Below are 17,011 nucleotides of genomic sequence, written 5' to 3'. Positions count from 1 at the left end.
CGAATGAGGTTAGTCGATGCCCGCGAACAGATCGTTCTCGCGGTCGTGCGGCTCACCCAGCCCACCGGCCTCGACGGGCGGGCCGGGCACCGGCGGGCCGGGCACGCCGAAGGCCAGCGTGTAGTGCTCGACGCCCAGGATCTCCTGGCCGATGTTGTTGGACAGCGCGAACCACGGGTCGTCCACGCTGATCTGCGTGGCGTGCGCCCGCATGGCCGCCATCTTGTCGCCGAGCCACGGGCGGGCGTCGATCTCTGTGGTGATGTCCGCGTCGGCGGTGCCGAACGGCATGTCGTCCACCTCCTCGACCAGGAAGTCGACGTCGGCCTCGCGCAGCGCCTCCACCGTGCGGCGCATGACGGACCGGGCGAGGGCCGTGTGGTAGAACTTGGCGATCTGCCACGGCTCGCCCTCGCCGAAGTCCGGGTCGGCGGCCAGCTCGAACGCCCGGCGCGAGACCCGGTGGGCCTGGATGTGGTCGGGATGCCCGTAGAACCCGTTGTCGTCGTACGTGACGAGCACCTGGGGCCGGACCTCTCTGATGACCTTGACCAGCTCTCCTGCGGCCTCGTCGAGGTCGGCGCGCCAGAACGCGTTCGGGTGGTCGTTGGTGGCCGCCCCCATCATCCCGGAGTCGCGCCAGCGCCCGGCCTCGCCCAGGAAGCGGTGGTCCTCGACGCCGAGCGCCCGGCAGGCGGCGGCGAGCTCGCCGATCCGGTACGGCCCGAGCGCGTCGTCCTGGTCGGCGGCCAGATGGGCGAGATCCTTGGGGATGATCTCGCCTTCCTCGCCGAGCGTGCAGGTCACCAGGGTGACGTGGGCGCCCTCGGCGACGTATTTCGCCATGGTGGCGCCGGTGCCGATCGACTCGTCGTCCGGATGGGCGTGCACGAGGAGCAGCCGTCGGTCAATCATGGGGCTAGAGCGTAACAGCGCCCCCTCCGCCTACCTGGACGGAGCTGCTTCTCGCTGCACGACCGGGCGGGTGTCAGCCGGGTAACCCCTGCATTGGGCTGCTCGGCACTCTCGGTGTCCGCCCTGGCGGCGCCTTCAGCGTGCCCAGGGCGAGTGCGGCGATGCCCAGGCCCGAGACGGCGGCGGCGCACAGGAGGGAGGCGGTGGATGGCGAGACGACGTTGACGCCTGCCGAGGCCGGCGCCGAGACGGCCACGGCCACGGTCACGTAGATCCAGGTGGCCAGGCGTATCCAGCGCAGGCGGGCGGCCTCCGAGGGCAGGGTGCGGGACAGGAGCCAGGCCAGGGCCGGGAGGAGCAGGACGCCGTGCATGAACACGGCGTGGGCGGGCTTGAGCGTGGTGGCGACCGTGTACGCGAGCTGCTGGTTGCCCGTCACCACCTCGAGGACCCCACGGGCGATCATGACGGCGCCGAAGGCCATGGCGGCGAGCAGAGTGGCGAAGCCCGCGCGTACGGCCAGGAGCATGCTCGGCGCGACGCCCGGATGAGGGCGGAACGCGGCGATGGTCATGGTGATCGCGATGGCGATGAGGACGCCGCCGCCTGCCGCCAGCGTCCTCGCGACGGTGGTGTCGAAGGCGGTCTCCATGTTGAAGTGGGAAGGGACGCCTCGCCACGCCTGGACGGTGATCAGCGCCACCTCCAAAGCGGACGCCGCAGCGAAGGCGCCGACGAGGAGCTCGCGGACACGGAGCCGGACGAACCGGGAGACCCACGCCAGCGTCAGGACGCTCACCCCGAAGGACACGCCGAACGTGAACGGCTTGCGCCACGACACCGCGCCCTCCCACGGCCCGCCGTCCACGACGAACACGCCCAGGTGAACGAGGCCCGCGAGCACCAGCAGGACTCCGATGAGGTACCAGAGGCGATTCATGGCGCCATGCTGGCAAGAAGGCGGGGGGCGGCGCGTCGGCTCAGGGTTTGGATCGCGTCTACAACCGTGGTCGTACGGTCAGCGGATCCTGTGGCCCTGTCAGCGGAAGTCGTCGGCGTGCGCGTTCGCCCAGTCCGCGAAGGTGCGGGGCGCGCGGCCGGTGACCTGTAGCACGGTCGGCCGGACGACCGACTCGTCGAGCGAGCCGTTCACGTAGAAGTCGAAGAACGCGTCGACGTACTCCACCGGCATGGCGGCGGTCATCTCGGCGCGGGCCTCATCGTTCGACAGCCCTACGGCGCGCAGGTCACGGCCGAGCACCCCGGCGAGGACGGCGACCTGGTCCGCGGGCAGCAGCGCCTCCGGCCCGGTCGGCTCGAGGATCTCGCCCTGGTACCTGTCGTCGAGCAGCGCCCGCGCCGCGACCGCCGCCAGGTCGAACGGATCCAGGCACGCCGTCGCCACGTCCGGGAACGGGACGCGTATCTCGTCCCCGGCCTGGATCTGCGGCAGCCACCGCAGCGCGTTGGACATGAACGCGCTCGGCCGCAGGAACGTCCACGGCACCCCCGACTCCCGCACGGCCGCCTCGGACAGCGCCATGTACCGCGTGACCGCGTTCGTCATGTCGCCGCTCGCGGCCGAGCCGCCCGACAGGAGCACGACGTGCTCGGCGCCGGCCCGGCGGATCTCGGCCAGCAGTCCCGGCATGTCGGCATATCCGGAGAGCAGGAACGCGGCGCGCACGCCCGTCAACGGACCCGTCAGGGTCTCCGGCCGGTTGAGGTCCCCGGTCACAGCCTCGACGCCCTCGGGCAACCGGGCGTTGTCCGGGTCGCGTACCAGCGCCCGTACTGGCGTGCCGGCGGCGGCCAGCGCGCGCACGAGCTCCGAGCCCACGTTGCCGGTGGCGCCCGCAACAAAGATCATTTCGGGATTCCTTTCAAAGGCGGCTGGTCAGGGGGTCAGCTTGAGGGTGTGGACGGCCGCCTTCTTGACCGACTCGGGCTTCGAGTACATCGGCAGCAGCTCGCCCCGCGCCCACGCCTCCGCCTGGTCCCAGTAGTTCTCGTGGAAGGCGTGCCCCGACGCGCCCGTCAAGTTGATCCACTGGGACTTGTTCATGTCGGAGAGGTCGACGACCATGCGCATCGACGGCACGGCGGTGATCTCGTACCCCTTCTGGACGTTCCAGCCGGTGGCGTTGACGGCGTCCTTGCTCCCCGCCACGGAGAGCGGGCCGCGGTTGAACAGCGCCTCGACCGGCCCGATCCCCGACGTCCCCAGGGAGCCGTTGACCAGCTCCAACCGGTGGAGGTCACCCCAGCGCCAGGACTTGACCTCCGGTCCGAGCCGGTCGGAGAGCTCCTGGTACGCCGAGGCCAGCGCCTGGCGGAGGATGTCGTCGCGGGTCTCCTTGCGGTTCTTCGTGGTCACGTCGTCCCAGAAGGGGTCGTCCGGAGAGTCGAGCAGGCGTCCGACGACGTCATACCAGCGGTCGCCTCCGGCGGGCCGGGCGCCCGCCGGCAGGTCGTCGTCGAACGTCAGCATGAGCACCTGCCGCCAGACGGCGTTGAAGTAGGCGGCGGGGGTGGAGTCGAGACCCTGCGTACGGTCCCACGTCTTCAGCAGCTGCCTGGCCTCGCCGCTCGGCCCCGCCAGGTCCACCCGCATCAGGGCCGGCACCAGCGTGTCCGCGAACCCGTTGTACGTGTCCTGCTGGATCGCCGACATGTCCGCCGCGTCGATCGGGCCCTTCTTGATCGCTTCCTTGATGCGCTCGCGAATGCGCTCGGAACGGTAGCCGTGCGCCCAGTCCTTGGTCAGCAGGGGTTTGTAGCGCTTCGGGTCGATGACGGCGTTGTTCGCCGTGACGATGAACCCGTCCGCCGGGTCCTCCACCGAAGGTAACTGGTCGTACGGGATGGGGGCCGTCTTCCACTCGTACTCGCCCGTCCATCCCGGGACCGGCCAGGTGCCGTCGCCCTTCTCCCGTACGGGGATGCGTCCCGGGGCCTGGTAGCCGATCTTGCCCGTGGTGTCGGCGTAGATCAGGTTCTGGGCGGGCACGTCGAACAGCGCCGCCGCGGCCTTGAACTCTCCCCAGTCGGCCGCCTTGTTCAGCGCGAAGACGGCGTCGGCCGTCCTGCCCGGCGTCAGCGCCGTCCACTGCAGCGCCACCGCGTTGGCCTCGCCGCTCGGCCGCGCGTCGTCCATCACCTCGTTGATCAGCGGGCCGTGCCGCGTGCTCTTGACGGTGATCGTGACCGGCGCGCCGCCCGCCACCTTGATCTGCTCCTGCCTGGTCTCCAGCTTCACCTGCTGGCCCTGGTACAGGTACGTGTCGCCCTGCACCTTCTCCAGGAAGAGGTCCGCCACGTCGGGCCCCAGGTTGGTGAAGCCCCACGCGATCTTGTCCGTGTGCCCGATGACCACGCCCGGAACGCCCGAGAACGTGAACCCGGTCACGTCGTACGGGCACTCCTCCGTGATCTTCCGGCAGTGCAGCCCCGCCTGGTACCAGACCGAGGGCATCTGCGGCGACAGGTGCGGGTCGTTGGCCAGCAGCGGCTTGCCGCTCTTGGTGTACTCGCCGGAGACCACCCACGAGTTCGACCCGACGCCCTCGCGGTCCGCGGTGCCCATCGTGCTCGGCACGGCGTCCAGGGTTCTGGCGGCCTGCGAGAGCGCGCGGGGGGCGCGGATGCGCGGCTCGGCGTGCTGGTCGAAGCGGCCCTGCTCGACGGTGCCCTCAGTGACGATCGGGGAGTGGCGCTCGTACGGGTAGCCGGGGTAGAGCTGCTCGACCCGCTCCCTGGGCAGCTTGGTCAGCGCCAGCGCCCGGTCGATCTCGTCCTCCATGTTGGAGCGCAGGTCCCACGCCATGGCCTTCAGCCAGGCCACCGAGTCGGCCGCGGTCCACTTCTCCGGCTGGTAGCCGCCGTTCTGGATCTTCAGGATGGAGTATTCGAGGCTGCGGTCGGAGGCGTTGGGGTTGGCGCTGAGCCAGGCGTTCACGCCCTTCGCGTACGCGTTCAGGTAGTCCTGGGTCTCCTGGGACAGCTCGGGCAGCTCCTGCTCGGCGACCCTGCGCCAGCCCATGGTCCTGATGGCCTTGTCGTTCTCGACCGTGGCCTTGCCGAAGAGCTCCGAGAGGCGGCCGGAGGTCAGGTGGCGGCGGAAGTCCATCTCGTAGAAGCGGTCCTGGGCGTGGACGAACCCCTGTGCCATGAACAGGTCCGCGGCGGTGTCGGCGTAGATGTGCGGGATTCCTGATTTATCCCGATAAATCTCTACATTTCCTTTTAGGCCCGGCAGCCGCAGCGACCCGTCCACCTGCGGGAACGACTTCCGCACCGTGTAGACGAGAACTCCTGCCAGCACCAGAGCCAGTGCGACAAGAACGGTCAACACACGTGCGAACCACCGCAACGGACGCGGCATCCACGCGTAGGGCCTCACCGACACCTCCATCTCTGCCGAACTGGCACTAAGTCTGTCAGTCCTGGATCACTCCTCCGGACGACTTCAGAACCCTCGGCAGAGGACTTTTCGGACGGTGATTACGGTCGAGAACGACCGCCTCACCCGCCGTGCGGTATGAAGCGCGTGGGCCTCAGTACGGGCCGGGTCTCATGACCAGGTCTGGCCCTCGGGGGTGTCCGAGACGCGGACCCCCATCTCCGCCAGCAGATCCCGCAGCCGATCGGACTCTCCCCAGTCGCCGGCCGTCCGCGCCCGGGCCCGCGACTCAAGGAGCTCCCCGGCCCCAGGAGGCAGCACCCGCGCCTTGCCGATCTCCGTGGAGAGATCCAGCCCCAGCACCTGATCCACATGCAGGAACGTCTCGAACTTGGCCCCGGGCGCCACCGACGGGTCACGCTCCAGCTCCCGGAGGATCCGCAGCGCGGACGGCGTGTCCAGGTCGTCGTCGAAGGCCGACTCGACCCGCTGCGCGTACTCCGAGGCCATCGGCGCGCTGGGCGACTCCGACCACTCGGCGACCCGTGCCCGCCACCGCCGCACCGTACGGTCCGCGGCCCGCAACGTGTCCCAGGTGAGGTTCATCTGCTGCCGATAGCGATGCTCGAGGAAGGCCATCCGCGTCGCGAGCGGGTCGAGACCGGCCGCGACCACGTCCGACAGCAGCACCACGTTGCCGGTGGACTTCGCCATCTTGCGGCCGTCGAACAGCAGGTGCTCCCCGTGCACCCAGTGCCGGACCACCTCGTGCCCGGCCGCGGAGTCGGACTGGGCCCGCTCGTCCTCGTGGTGCGGGAACCGCAGGTCGATGCCGCCGACGTGGACCTCGAAGCGTGAGCCGAGGAAGCGCAGGGACATGGCCGAGCACTCCACGTGCCACCCGGGGAAGCCGCGGCCCCACGGCGAGTCCCACGTCAGCTCCCCGGAGAACGGCTTCCACAGCGCCCAGTCGGCGTGGAAGCGCTTGCGGGGGTCCACGTTGTCGATGCGGTGGGCAGGCTTCAGCTCATCCAGTCGATTTCCAGAAATATCGCCGTAAGTGGGGAAGGTTCGTACGTCGAAGAACACCGACCCGTCCGGCACCACGTACGCGTGACCCTGCTCGATCAGCTTGGCGATCAACTCGATCATCACGTCGATGGTCTCGGTCGCCCGCGGCATGTGCTCCGGCGGCCGGATGTTGAGCGCCGCGGTGTCGTCCTTGAAGGCGTCCTCGTAGAAGCGGGCCAGCTCGCGCACCGAGCGCCGCTCGGCCTGCGCCTGCTCCAGGACCTTGTCGGCGCCCGAGTCGGTCAGGTGGCCGACGTCGGTGATGTTCTGGCAGGCCAGCACGCGTACCCGCCGCCGTTCGAGCACCCGCCTGATCAGGTCGGACAGCACGTACGTACGGAGGTTGCCGACGTGGGCGTGGCGGTAGACCGTCGGACCGCACGTGTACATGCGCAACGCCCGCCCCGCGGCGATCTCCTCGACCTGCCTGGCGCGAGTGTCGTAGATCCGGAGCATCCTCCGAGCTTAACCCTCGACGAGGAGCGCGACCTCTGACGAGGTGCTCAAGCCCCGAGGAAGCCGAGGATGTCCCGGTCGCCGCGCTCGCGCAGCCTGCCGAGCACCTCCTCGCGCGTGGCCGTGTTGGGCAGCCCGATCCTGGCCCCGATCAGCCGCAGCCCCTCCATCTCCGAGCTGATGGGCGCGGTGTAGCCGATCAGGTAGAGTGCCCGGTTCACCGGCGGCATCCCGACCGGCGCGGCAGGCAGATAGCGGGTCAGCAGCTCGCCGCCGTCCGACACGGTCAGGAACACGTGGTCGCCCTCGCTCGCCTTGAAGTCGGCCAGCACGTTCCGGATCGAGCCCATGGTCGGCTGGTTGTGCCAGCTGATCACGACGTCGCCGGACGGTGTCGAGGCGGTCAGCTGCCCGCCCGGCGCCATCCCCAGGTAGGCGGCGAAGCCTGTGGGCAGCGGCGAACCGGACCCGCGCAGGTGCTCGGCGTTGACGTCCACCCGGTGCCACCAGCGGCCGTCGCGGGAGCGGAAGCTGCGCCGCGTCTCCGACACGTCCTTACGCGGCTGGTACGGCTCCGCCTCTCCGCCGGGCGAGGTGCCCGCCACCCTGATCCAGCCCCGCTGCGTGCGCTCGAACCCGGGACCGCCCGAGTAGGCGCGCACCGAGCTCTCGCTGACGTCGTACTTCGAGGTCAGGTTCGTCACGATCGTGCTCACCGAGGCCTCGCCCCCGGCCCGCTCGATCTCTCTGGCGATCATCTCCCTGATCCCCAGGTACTCGTCGCCGCCCCACCGTGTCAGGCCGTACTTGTTCCTGTCGACCCGGCGGAAGCGCTCGTCGGCGGTGAGCTGGTTGCGGATGCCGACCAGGCTGTAGTCCTCGCCGATGCGCTCCTGGATCTCCTCGGGCGACAGCGGCGTGCCCGCCACCGCCAGCACCGCCTCGGCCTTCTCGTTGATGCTGCGCGGCCACGGCACCACGTGCTGGCCGAGCACGCGCAGCTGCGGCACGGCCAGGATCCACCGTTCGGCCACGTCCTCGCGCACGCCGAGCTGGGCGACCATGGCCACCGCCTCGCCGAGCGGGCGCGGCCCGTCGGTGAACAGCTGCCGCGTCTTCTCCCTCAGCTCGTCCGCGCCGCCCGCCACGAGCCACCCGTCGGCCTGCTCGTAGCCGGTCAGCAGCGTACGCACGAACCGCCACACCGGGATCCCCAGCGAGCGCAGCTCGGTGCGGTGCCACGGCACGGCGACCTGGAGGTCGTCGGCCGGGACCGCGGAGCCCAGCCGGCCGCGCAGCCAGGAGACGTGCGCCACCAGGGCGGCCGCCTCCGGCTTGCCGAGCCAGGCCTCCACGTGATCGCGCAGGTCGCGCTCGATCTGCCTGATCCGCTCCCGCGTGACCGAGAAGCGCTGCGCGAGTTCGTCGAGGGTGGCCCGCTGCGCCGCGTAGAGCCGGTCGCGGGCGATGGCCCGCTGCCGGTCGTCCAGCGCCCCGAACAGCTCGTCGACCAGCTCGGGCAGCGGCCGCTCCGGCCTGGACGGCGCGGACACCGGCAGCGCCTCGGGCGCGGGCTCCAGCAGCCGGTCGAACACGCCGCTGAACAGCTTCTGCACGACGTCCTTGCCGAGCATCTCCGGCGTCCGCTCGGACTCGGCGGGGTCGGAGAAGCGCAGCAACGGAAGGATGTCGCCGACCATCAGATGACCCCAGCAGGCCACGGCGAGGTCGGCCAGGTGGCCGGCCACGGTCTGCGTCCCGACGATGGCGCACGCGCGATCCAGCGGGATCGCCTGCCACCAGGCCTCGGGCAGCTGTGGCTCCTCCACGATCGGCGCGATCTGACCAGGGGAGGTCCATCGCAGAGGTGGCGCGAGGTCGCTCAGGCTGAGGTTCATTGAGGTCCAACCGGCAATGGGAACATATATCCGCAGTTCAGACTATGTGATTAAGCTGACAAAAACGGGCTTCCTCTTCCGGAATGGGAGATATAGAGCATCGCACGCGCACGCGTGCAGGCGACGAACAGTATGCTCCGTTCGCGCTGCAGGGCACGAGCCCTGGCGTCAGGCTCTTCCGGCGGCGGCTCGGGCACCACGCCCTCCGCCACGCCGATGAGCGCCACCCGCTCGAACTCCAGCCCCTTGAGATGCTGGAACGCCGACGCCTGCACGTCCAGGCCGCTCAGCGCCCGCCTGGCCGCGCGCACCAGCCGCGAGTTGCGCGCCCCGACGGCGATCTCATTCGCGGGCACGCCGTCCGCCAGCCAGGACTCGATCGTGCCGCGCAGCCCGGCCAGCTCCGCTTCCGGCGTGTCGTACACCCTGATGATCGGGCGGTCGCCGTTGCGGGTAGCGCGCAGGCCGTACATGTCGGTCATGCCCTTGACCAGGCCGCTGGCCGGGGCGCCGCGCATCCGTACGGCGAAGGTGAGCAGCTCCTGGGGCAGCCGGTAGGAGATCCGGAGCGTGTGCTGCACGGCGGGGATGCCCACCGCGCCGAGCGTCACCCGCGTGTCGGTGATCCGCTGGTGCGGGTCGCCGACCACGAACAGGTCGTCGGGCGCCCGCGGCACCGCCGCGCGCAGCAGCCGCCACTGGGCCGGGCTGACGTCCTGCGCCTCGTCCACGACGACGTGACGGTACGGCTTGCGCCCGGGATCCACGTCGTCGAGCAGATCGCCCGTGGCCAGCGAGAGCAGCCTCAGCGCCTCGTCCGTCAGTTGGGCCAGCGTACGCGCTCCCGGGCCGACCAGCGCCGGGCGGCGGCCCTCGGCGTCGGCCACGATGCGCAGGGCCAGGCGTTCGGCGTTGTCCACCTCGACCCGCTTGCGGATGACCTCGTCAGTGATCAGCCGGTCGAGCTTGGCCGACAGGTCGTCGGCCAGCCCCTGCGAGAACGTCACCAGCAGCACGGGGCCCGATCCGTGCGCCGCCAGATGGGCGGCCCGGTGCAGGGCGACGACCGTCTTGCCGGTGCCCGCGCCGCCCACGACCAGCACCGGTTGGTCGTAGCGGCCGGCCCTGGCCAGCCGGTGCTGCGGCGGCTGCAGGAACGTGCACCAGCCGGGGGCGTCGAGCACCCGGTCCAGCTCGACCTTGTCGGCGACGAACACCGCCCTGTCGGGGCTGCGCCGCAGCGCCGCGTGCAGGTCATCGGGGTCGATGGGACCGCTCTCCTCGCCGGTCGCGCGCCAGGTCTGCAGCTCGCGCCACGCGTCGGAGAGCGAGCCGCCCCGGGCGAGCACGGCGAGCGGGCCGTGCTGGGTGGGCGGGAGGAGGGGTTCGAGGGCGGCGACGTCGGCCTCGGTCGTGATCAGCCGGAACAGCGGCAGCGCGTGCACGTCCAGGCCCAGACCCAGCAGGTCGCCGTCGCAGATCGGGTCGAACAACCCGGAGGAGCCGGCCGACCTGCGTAACGCCGGCTCGACGCGTTCGAGCGCCTCGGCGTCCCACTCCTCGACGACGCCGATCACGGGGTTGACGCCGTACCTGTGGCGGCGCGCGTATGACCAGGCGTCGGGGTCCGGCAGGACCGTGCGCAGCCAGTACACCTCCCGCTGCCGCACGACCACCCCGCGATGGCCTTCGGCGAGCCGCAGCGTCGCGACCCGCGGGTCCCGGCCGCCCCTGACCCGCTCGGGGTGCGGGGCGCCGGCCACGTTCAGCATGAACCGGCGCAGCGCGACCACGGCGTCCCTGCGCACCGGCTGGGCCAGTGCGCTGAGCTCCCTGGGAAACTCAGGGCCGATCGCGAGCCGCGGCACCGGCTCAGTCCAGGAGTTCGAGCAGATCGCGGTCCCCGCGTTCGCGGAGCCCGGTGAGCAGGTCAGGGAGCGCGACAGGCCCCGTCATGCCGATCCTCGTGGCGATCACCCGGGCCGCCTGATCTCGGGTGCCTCCCGGGGCCGTGTAGCCGACCAGGCGGAGCGCTTTGGTGATCTTCTCGGCGCCCTGGGCGGCCACCGGGAGGTGCCTGGCCCTGAGCACGCCCTCGTCCGACAGCGTCAGGAACAGGTGGCCGCCCTCGCGCGCGCCCACGTCCACCAGCAGGCGTTCGATGGACTCGAGCACCGGTCTGCCGTGCCAGGTCATGGTCAGCTCGCCGGCGGCGCTCCTGACCGTCCTGCTCTCGCCGGGTGACAGGCCCAGGTACGACGCGAACCCCGTCGGCAGCGTGCACTCGCCCCCGCCCAGTTGCTCGGCGGTCACGTCGATGCGCAGCCACCACCGGCCGTCGGGCTGCCTGAAACAGCGCCTGGTCTGGGAGACGTCCTTCAGCGGCTGGTACGGCTTGTGCTCGCCCTCGCCGTTCGCCTCCTCCGCCTGGGGGACGGCCGGGTTGAACGCCTGGAACTGCGGCGGGCCCGGGGGAGGGGGCGGCATCTCGACCGGGCCGAACGCCGACTGCGGCTGGAGCTGCTGCTGGAGCTGGGGCTCCGGCCGGGCCTCGCGCTGGGGCGTGAGCGTGGCCAGCACGAACTGCCAGGCGGGGACCTCCAGGGCGCGGATCTCCACGTTGTGCCAGTCGGCCGCGCCGATGAGCTGCTCCTTGCGGACCGCCGGGCCCAGCGTTCTGCGTAGCTCGTCCAGATACGCCCGGTACGGGGCGGCCTCGTCGCTCGCCAGCCAGTCGTCGAGGCGGTCCCGGAACTCGTCCTCGGTGGCGGAGATCTCGGCCGGGGGGACGGCGAAGAGCTTGGCGAGCTGGTCCACGGCGGAGGGCTCGTCGGTGAAGACGCGGTTCTGCGCGACAGCCCAGCTCTTGTCGTCGAGACCGGCGAACGCCGCCTCGATGAGCTCAGGCAGCCCCTGCACGGGCGCCGCGCCGTTCTCGTGCGCGCGTGCGGGCTCGTGCCCCTGCCCTGCTGCGTGCTCCTGCCCTGCGCGCTCCTGCCCTGCGTTCTCGTGCTCCTGTGCTGCGGGCTGGTGCTCCTGCGCGGACTCCGGCTCCTCGGCCGCCCTCTCGGCGCTCCCGGCTTGCTGGGCCTTCTCGGCGCTCTCGGCCTCGAGGGCCGCCGCCTCCTCGGCCGCCGGATCGGGGGCGGGCTCGTCTGCGGCGTCCAGCACGGGCTGGGGCTCGGGCTCGGACGTCTCGTCGGAGACCGGCTCGGCGTCGGCGTCCAGCACCGGTTCGGCGGGCACGGACTCGCCTGCGCCGACGGGCTCGCTTGCACCGACGGGCTCGCTTGCGCCGACGGACTCGCTTGCACCGACGGGCCCGCCTTCGCCGGTGGGCTGGCCCTCACGGACGGGCTCGCCGTCACCGGCGGCCTCGTGCGGCTCGGCGAACTCCTCTTCGCCGGGCTCTCCTTCGCCGGTCTCCACGCGCTCGGGCGCGCCCTCGTGGGAGGCCGCGACCCCCTCGTCGGCGGGCTGCGGGGCGACGTGGGCGTGCTCGGCCGCCGCCGCCTCGTCCTCGTCCTCGTCGGCGGTGGCCACGGGCTCGGGTTCGTCGATGACGGACCCGGTGGAGGGGAAGTGCGCGGCGGGCTCGGGCTCGTCGATGACCGACCCCGCGGCGGCGAACCGGAGCACGGGGTCAGGCTCCGCCACCGGATCGGAGGTCGCCTCGTGCGCCACGGGCTCGGGCTCCTCGGCGGCGTGCGCCGGCCCCACAGCCGCAGGCGACGGCTCTTCGAGGGCGTGCGCGGCCTCAGGCGCGGCATCGTGTGCGGCCTCAGGCGCGGCGGCGTGTGCGGGGTCAGGCGCGGCGGCGTGCGTGGGGTCAGGCGCGACGGCATGTGACGGCTCGATCGCCGCCTCGTGCGCGGCGGCGACCGGCGCGGGGGGTGCGGGCGGAGCCACCTGCGGGTGCGCGAGACGTACCAGGACGGCCGAGAACAGCGTGTTCAGCACCGGCCGCGCCTGGATGAAGGGCTGGTCCACCAGCTCCCTGCTGGTCAGCGAGAGCAGCCCGGCCCACGATCCGGCCCGGTCGAGGGCGATCGCGACGGCGGGCTCGTCCGCCTCCTCGGGGTCGAGGACGTGCAGTGCCGGCAGGACGTCGCCCACCGCGGCGGCGGGCCAGTGCTCCAGGGCGATCTCCGTCAGCAGCTCGCCCAACGCCTCGGGACCGATCGCCGTGAGGACGTGCGGCATGGGCAGGCTGCGCCACCACGCGTCCGGCAGCTCCGGCTGCCCGGTGAGCAGCGTGATCGTCGAGGCGTCGCTCCACCTCAACGGTGGTACGAGGTCGCTCAGGCAGAAGTTCATCCCGTTCCGTTCACCAGCCCCTCACGCCGCCGCAGCGGTGCAGCCATAATCTCGCCGCCCACGGAACAGACCATAGTCCGGCAAAACAGCCCTACGCATCATGTACAACGCATCAACGCCGAACAGCGGCAAAGCGTAGGCGCACGTAGTCGGCCATCCAGCCAGTCTCCCTGCGGAGCGCGGGCGCGGCCAACTCGTTCACGCGATGGAGCAAGGGCTCCACGATCTCGGGCGGGAGCCCTTCGAGCACCGGCGCGGCGAACATGCGCACCCAGTCGGCGGCGCCTCCGGGGCACTCGTCGAGCGGGGTCGGCCGGTCGAAGTATTCCAGCAACCTGACCACGAACCCCTCCTGCTCGAGGCGGTGGGCGTACTCGGCAGGCGTGGGAAAGAACCAGGGCAGGTCGGGTTCGCGCAGGCCGTACTCGCGCCAGGCGGTCAGCATCGCGGCGGTCAGCTCGGCGCAGTTGCCCGCCCCGCCCATCTCGGCGACGAAGCGCCCGCCAGGGGTCAGCGCCTCGCGCACGTTGGCGATCACCGCGCTGGGGTCGCGGCTCATCCAGTGCAGGGCCGCGTTGGAGAAGACCGCGTCGTACGGGTTGACGATGGTGAAGTCGTGCCCGTCGCCGACGATGAAGTTGATCCCCGGATACTGCGCGAGGGCCTTCTCGATCATCGCCGGCGAGCCGTCGATGCCCAGCACGTCGGCGCCCCTGAAGGCGATCTGCGCGGTGAGCACGCCGGTGCCGCACCCGAGGTCGAGCACGCGCTCGCCGGGCCGCGGATCCAGCAGATCGACGAGCGGCGCGCCCTGCGTCGAGACGTAGCCGAAGCTGCTGTCGTAGGCGCGACTGTTCCACCGCTCCAAACTCGGTGTGTCGTATCGCAAGACGATCAGCTCACATTCGATCAGACATCGGGGCCCCCGTGGCCGTGCTGTCTGCTCACTTTAGAGCCTGAACGTCCCTACGACATATCAAGTCACAAGGGACTCATCCGACACTCTTGGTCCATTCCCGCTTGAGATACTCCTTCGCCGCGTCTGCCTGCGGAATCGTCATGAGGACCGGACGGCCGGGCGCCTTGGGAAGTTTCGCGGCGTGCTCCGCGTCGAGGGTGCCCTTCATGAGCATCGCCTCGCCGCGCGCGGGGCGGGCGAAGCCCTTCTGGAGCAGGTTCTGGCCCTCGTCCGAAAGCACGAACTCCTCCCAGAGCCGGGCCGCGGCCGGGTGCGGGGCCGCCTTGTTGATGGCCAGCATGTGGTAGTCGCCGAGCGGCGCGTCCCGCGGGATCGTCACCTTCCAGGCGTCGGGGTGGGCGGCACTGCGGGCGGCGTTGAGGTGGTCCCAGGCCACGACCACGTTGGCCTTGGCCGGATCGGTGAGCCGCCCGGCCTGCTTGAGCTTGGCGAACAGCGCCAGCCCCTGCTCCGGACGGGGCGTCCCCGCCTGCATGGAGGCGGCCATCACGCCGTCGAACGCGCCCTCCGAGCGCAGCGGGTCGCCGTCGAGCGCGACCCGGTACTCGGGCCTGAGCAGGTCGGCGAAGGAGGCGGGCGGCTTGACCGCGCGCGGGTCGTACCCGATGGACATGTAGCCGCCGTACCCGGCGTACCAGGCGCCGGAGGGGTCCTTGACGTCGTCGGGCAGGTCCTGCCAGCCCTGCACCTTGTACGGGGCGAACCGGTCGGCCCCGGCGACGGCCATGTCCATGGTCAGGTCGAACACGTCGGGCTTGAGCTGCGCGGCGGCGTCCAGCTCACGCTTGCTGCTCGCCCCCGGCTCCAGCTCGTTGACCTTGATCCCGTACTTGTCGGTGAACGTGTCGATGACCTCGCCGTAGTTGACCCAGTCACGGGGCAGCCCGATCACGTTGAGCTGGCCCTCGTGCTTGGCGGCCTCGACGAGCCGGTCCATGGTCGTGAAGCCGGCCTTCATCGAGCCCGCCTGGACGTTGATCGGCGGCAGGCTCTTCTGAGTCGAGGGCTGCTCTGTGGACGACGCGCCACATCCGGCGCTGGCGAGAATGGCTGCTGCTGCGGCGGCGCAGGTACGTACGGTCACACAACGAATACTTACTGCTACGTCCGCCCAGGTCGAGGAGGCGCGGCCGGTACGACCTTGGCCGCCACCAGCGTCTCCTCAGGGATCTCCACCAGAGTGCCGTCCTTTTTGCGAACTTTTAGTAGTCCGTCCTCCCACGACACGAGGATGCCCACCGCATCGCGAAATCCCTCTGGAACGCGCCTGCGGGTGGTGATCCGTGCGCCTATATCCTGACTTGTGATCGCGATGACGAGGCGTGCCGCCACGACTTTGCCACCCTCCGTTTCGGCCAGCCGGCAAGCACGGCAATACTAGGGCGTAGCAAACCGCGGTCAGAGTCATGCCATGGTGCTGGAGAAGAAGGAGCTCGAGGTGACCTACGTCATCGCGCAGCCTTGCGTGGACGTCCTGGACAAGGCGTGCATCGAGGAATGCCCCGTCGATTGCATCTACGAGGGCGAGCGCATGCTTTACATCCACCCCGACGAGTGCGTGGACTGCGGCGCTTGTGAGCCTGTATGCCCCGTCGAGGCGATTTTCTACGAGGACGACCTTCCCGAGCAGTGGAAGGACTTCTACAAGGCGAACGTGGAGTTCTTCGAGGAGCTCGGCTCGCCGGGTGGCGCATCGAAGGTCGGCAAGATAGACAAGGACCACTCGGTGGTGGCAGCCCTGCCGCCGCAGGGTGAGGAGCACTAACCGCTCCTGCCCACGTCGCACGGGGAGCATCCGGGCCGGATGCGCCCCGTTGGCGTGCGCTCCTGAGTACGGCGACAACCCTGGAGAACCGTGTGAACAAGCTGCCCGACTTCCCCTGGGACCGTTTGGAGCCGTACAAGGAACGCGCGCTCGCGCATCCCGACGGCATCGTCGACCTCTCGATCGGCACGCCGGTCGATCCCGTGCCGCAGATCGTCCAGGACGCCCTCGTGCAGGCGGCCGACAGCCCCGGCTACCCCTTCACCCACGGCACCAAGGCACTGCGCGAGGCCGCGGCCGGGTGGCTGCGCCGCAGGCACGGCGTCACCGTCGGCCAGCAGGACGTGCTCCCGCTGATCGGCTCCAAGGAGTTCGTCGCCTGGCTGCCCACCTACCTGGGCGCCAGGCGGGTCGTCTTCCCCGAGCTGGCCTACCCCACGTACGACGTGGGCGCCCGGCTGGCCGGGGCGGTGGGCACGGCCTCCGACAGCACGCTCGCGCTCGGCCCCGAGCGCGTCGACCTCCTCTGGGTCAACTCCCCGGGCAACCCCACGGGCCGGGTGCTGCCCACCGAGCACCTGCGCAAGGTGGTCTCCTGGGCGCGCGAGCGCGGCACGATCGTGGCCTCCGACGAGTGCTACATCGAGCTCGGCTGGGAGGAAGAGCCCGTCTCGATCCTCCACCCCGACGTCTGCGGCGGCTCCCACGAGGGGCTGCTCGCGGTCCACTCGCTCTCCAAGCGCTCCAACCTGGCCGGCTACCGCGCCGGGTTCGTGACGGGCGACCCCGTCCTGGTCAAGCGGCTGCTGGAGACGCGCAAGCACGCCGGCATGCTCATGCCGCAGCCCGTACAGGCCGCCATGACGGTCGCGTTCGGTGACGACGCGCACGCCGACCGGCAGCGCGAGCTGTACGCCGCCCGCCGCGCCCTGCTGCGGCCCGCGCTCGAGCGGGCCGGGTGGCACATCGACCATTCGACGGCCGGACTGTACTTCTGGGCGTCGAACGGGCAGAGCGCCTGGGACCAGGTGGCCAAGCTCTCCGAAATCGGCATTTTGGTCGCGCCGGGAGAGTTCTACGGATCGGCAGGTGAGCGGCACATCCGCATCGCCGTCACGGCGACTGATGAGCGGATCGGTGCGGCGGTGCGCCGCCTCCAGTAGGATCGCCCGTCATAAGCCAGCCGAACGGGCTTGAAACGCATAAAT

The 17,011-nt window shown here is 70.7% G+C and carries 13 protein-coding genes; 2 read left to right on the top strand and 11 right to left on the bottom strand.

Features of this window, described 5'->3' with window-relative positions; translation table 11 throughout:
* Nucleotides 1-9 precede the first annotated feature (9 nt).
* The 11 genes from mshB to AB0H84_RS10410 all read right to left on the bottom strand — a co-directional run bounded on the left by mshB (nt 10) and on the right by AB0H84_RS10410 (nt 15,277).
* Nucleotides 10-915 carry an N-acetyl-1-D-myo-inositol-2-amino-2-deoxy-alpha-D-glucopyranoside deacetylase gene (mshB, locus tag AB0H84_RS10460; protein ID WP_357601255.1) on the bottom strand — a complete coding sequence of 302 codons (906 nt, stop codon included), beginning with the start codon at nt 913-915 and terminating at the stop codon, nt 10-12.
* A 73-nt stretch (nt 916-988) separates the two neighbouring features.
* Complete coding sequence (locus AB0H84_RS10455; RefSeq protein ID WP_357601253.1) at nt 989-1,855, bottom strand: hypothetical protein; 867 nt, start codon at nt 1,853-1,855, stop codon at nt 989-991.
* A 99-nt stretch (nt 1,856-1,954) separates the two neighbouring features.
* Nucleotides 1,955-2,785 (bottom strand): NAD(P)H-binding protein, encoded by an 831-nt coding sequence (locus AB0H84_RS10450; protein WP_357601250.1) that lies wholly within the window; start codon nt 2,783-2,785, stop codon nt 1,955-1,957.
* Between the two features lie 27 nt (nt 2,786-2,812).
* Complete coding sequence (locus AB0H84_RS10445) at nt 2,813-5,299, bottom strand: penicillin acylase family protein (protein WP_357602019.1); 2,487 nt, start codon at nt 5,297-5,299, stop codon at nt 2,813-2,815.
* A 189-nt stretch (nt 5,300-5,488) separates the two neighbouring features.
* Complete coding sequence (gene cysS / locus AB0H84_RS10440) at nt 5,489-6,844, bottom strand: cysteine--tRNA ligase (RefSeq protein WP_357601248.1); 1,356 nt, start codon at nt 6,842-6,844, stop codon at nt 5,489-5,491.
* A 47-nt stretch (nt 6,845-6,891) separates the two neighbouring features.
* Nucleotides 6,892-8,742: a sigma factor-like helix-turn-helix DNA-binding protein gene (locus AB0H84_RS10435; RefSeq protein WP_357601245.1), complete on the bottom strand. Its 1,851-nt coding sequence runs from the start codon at nt 8,740-8,742 to the stop codon at nt 6,892-6,894.
* Nucleotides 8,743-8,792: 50 nt separating this feature from the next.
* On the bottom strand, nt 8,793-10,610 hold the full coding sequence (locus AB0H84_RS10430) for a UvrD-helicase domain-containing protein (protein WP_357601242.1): 1,818 nt from the start codon (nt 10,608-10,610) through the stop codon (nt 8,793-8,795).
* 4 nt (nt 10,611-10,614) lie between these two features.
* Nucleotides 10,615-13,059 carry a hypothetical protein gene (locus AB0H84_RS10425; protein ID WP_357601240.1) on the bottom strand — a complete coding sequence of 815 codons (2,445 nt, stop codon included), beginning with the start codon at nt 13,057-13,059 and terminating at the stop codon, nt 10,615-10,617.
* A gap of 112 nt (nt 13,060-13,171) precedes the next feature.
* Nucleotides 13,172-13,948: a methyltransferase domain-containing protein gene (locus AB0H84_RS10420; protein WP_357601238.1), complete on the bottom strand. Its 777-nt coding sequence runs from the start codon at nt 13,946-13,948 to the stop codon at nt 13,172-13,174.
* Between the two features lie 103 nt (nt 13,949-14,051).
* Entirely contained in the window at nt 14,052-15,122 is a 1,071-nt protein-coding gene (locus tag AB0H84_RS10415; protein ID WP_357601235.1) for an ABC transporter substrate-binding protein, read from the bottom strand.
* 17 nt (nt 15,123-15,139) lie between these two features.
* Nucleotides 15,140-15,277, bottom strand: a complete 138-nt coding sequence (locus AB0H84_RS10410; protein ID WP_357601232.1) for a hypothetical protein — start codon at nt 15,275-15,277, stop codon at nt 15,140-15,142.
* Between the two features lie 199 nt (nt 15,278-15,476).
* On the opposite strand from AB0H84_RS10410, the gene fdxA reads away from it, so the two are divergent.
* Nucleotides 15,477-15,803 carry a ferredoxin gene (fdxA, locus tag AB0H84_RS10405; RefSeq protein ID WP_357602017.1) on the top strand — a complete coding sequence of 109 codons (327 nt, stop codon included), beginning with the start codon at nt 15,477-15,479 and terminating at the stop codon, nt 15,801-15,803.
* A gap of 92 nt (nt 15,804-15,895) precedes the next feature.
* Nucleotides 15,896-16,966 carry a succinyldiaminopimelate transaminase gene (dapC, locus tag AB0H84_RS10400; RefSeq protein ID WP_357601229.1) on the top strand — a complete coding sequence of 357 codons (1,071 nt, stop codon included), beginning with the start codon at nt 15,896-15,898 and terminating at the stop codon, nt 16,964-16,966.
* The last annotated feature ends 45 nt before the right edge of the window (nt 16,967-17,011 follow it).

The sequence above is a fragment of the Nonomuraea sp. NPDC050786 genome (genome assembly GCF_040654115.1).
In the GTDB taxonomy this organism is placed as follows: Bacteria; Actinomycetota; Actinomycetes; order Streptosporangiales; family Streptosporangiaceae; genus Nonomuraea.
This window is presented reverse-complemented; position numbering and strand designations above follow the sequence as displayed.

Excerpts from the sequence above, each read along its gene's own strand:
- AB0H84_RS10435 (WP_357601245.1), bottom strand. The coding sequence starts at position 8,742 with ATGAACCTCAGCCTGAGCGACCTCGCGCCACCTCTGCGATGGACCTCC.
- mshB (WP_357601255.1), bottom strand. The coding sequence starts at position 915 with ATGATTGACCGACGGCTGCTCCTCGTGCACGCCCATCCGGACGACGAG.
- AB0H84_RS10445 (WP_357602019.1), bottom strand. The coding sequence starts at position 5,299 with ATGCCGCGTCCGTTGCGGTGGTTCGCACGTGTGTTGACCGTTCTTGTC.
- AB0H84_RS10455 (WP_357601253.1), bottom strand. The coding sequence starts at position 1,855 with ATGAATCGCCTCTGGTACCTCATCGGAGTCCTGCTGGTGCTCGCGGGC.
- AB0H84_RS10425 (WP_357601240.1), bottom strand. The coding sequence starts at position 13,059 with ATGAACTTCTGCCTGAGCGACCTCGTACCACCGTTGAGGTGGAGCGAC.
- cysS (WP_357601248.1), bottom strand. The coding sequence starts at position 6,844 with ATGCTCCGGATCTACGACACTCGCGCCAGGCAGGTCGAGGAGATCGCC.
- AB0H84_RS10450 (WP_357601250.1), bottom strand. The coding sequence starts at position 2,785 with ATGATCTTTGTTGCGGGCGCCACCGGCAACGTGGGCTCGGAGCTCGTG.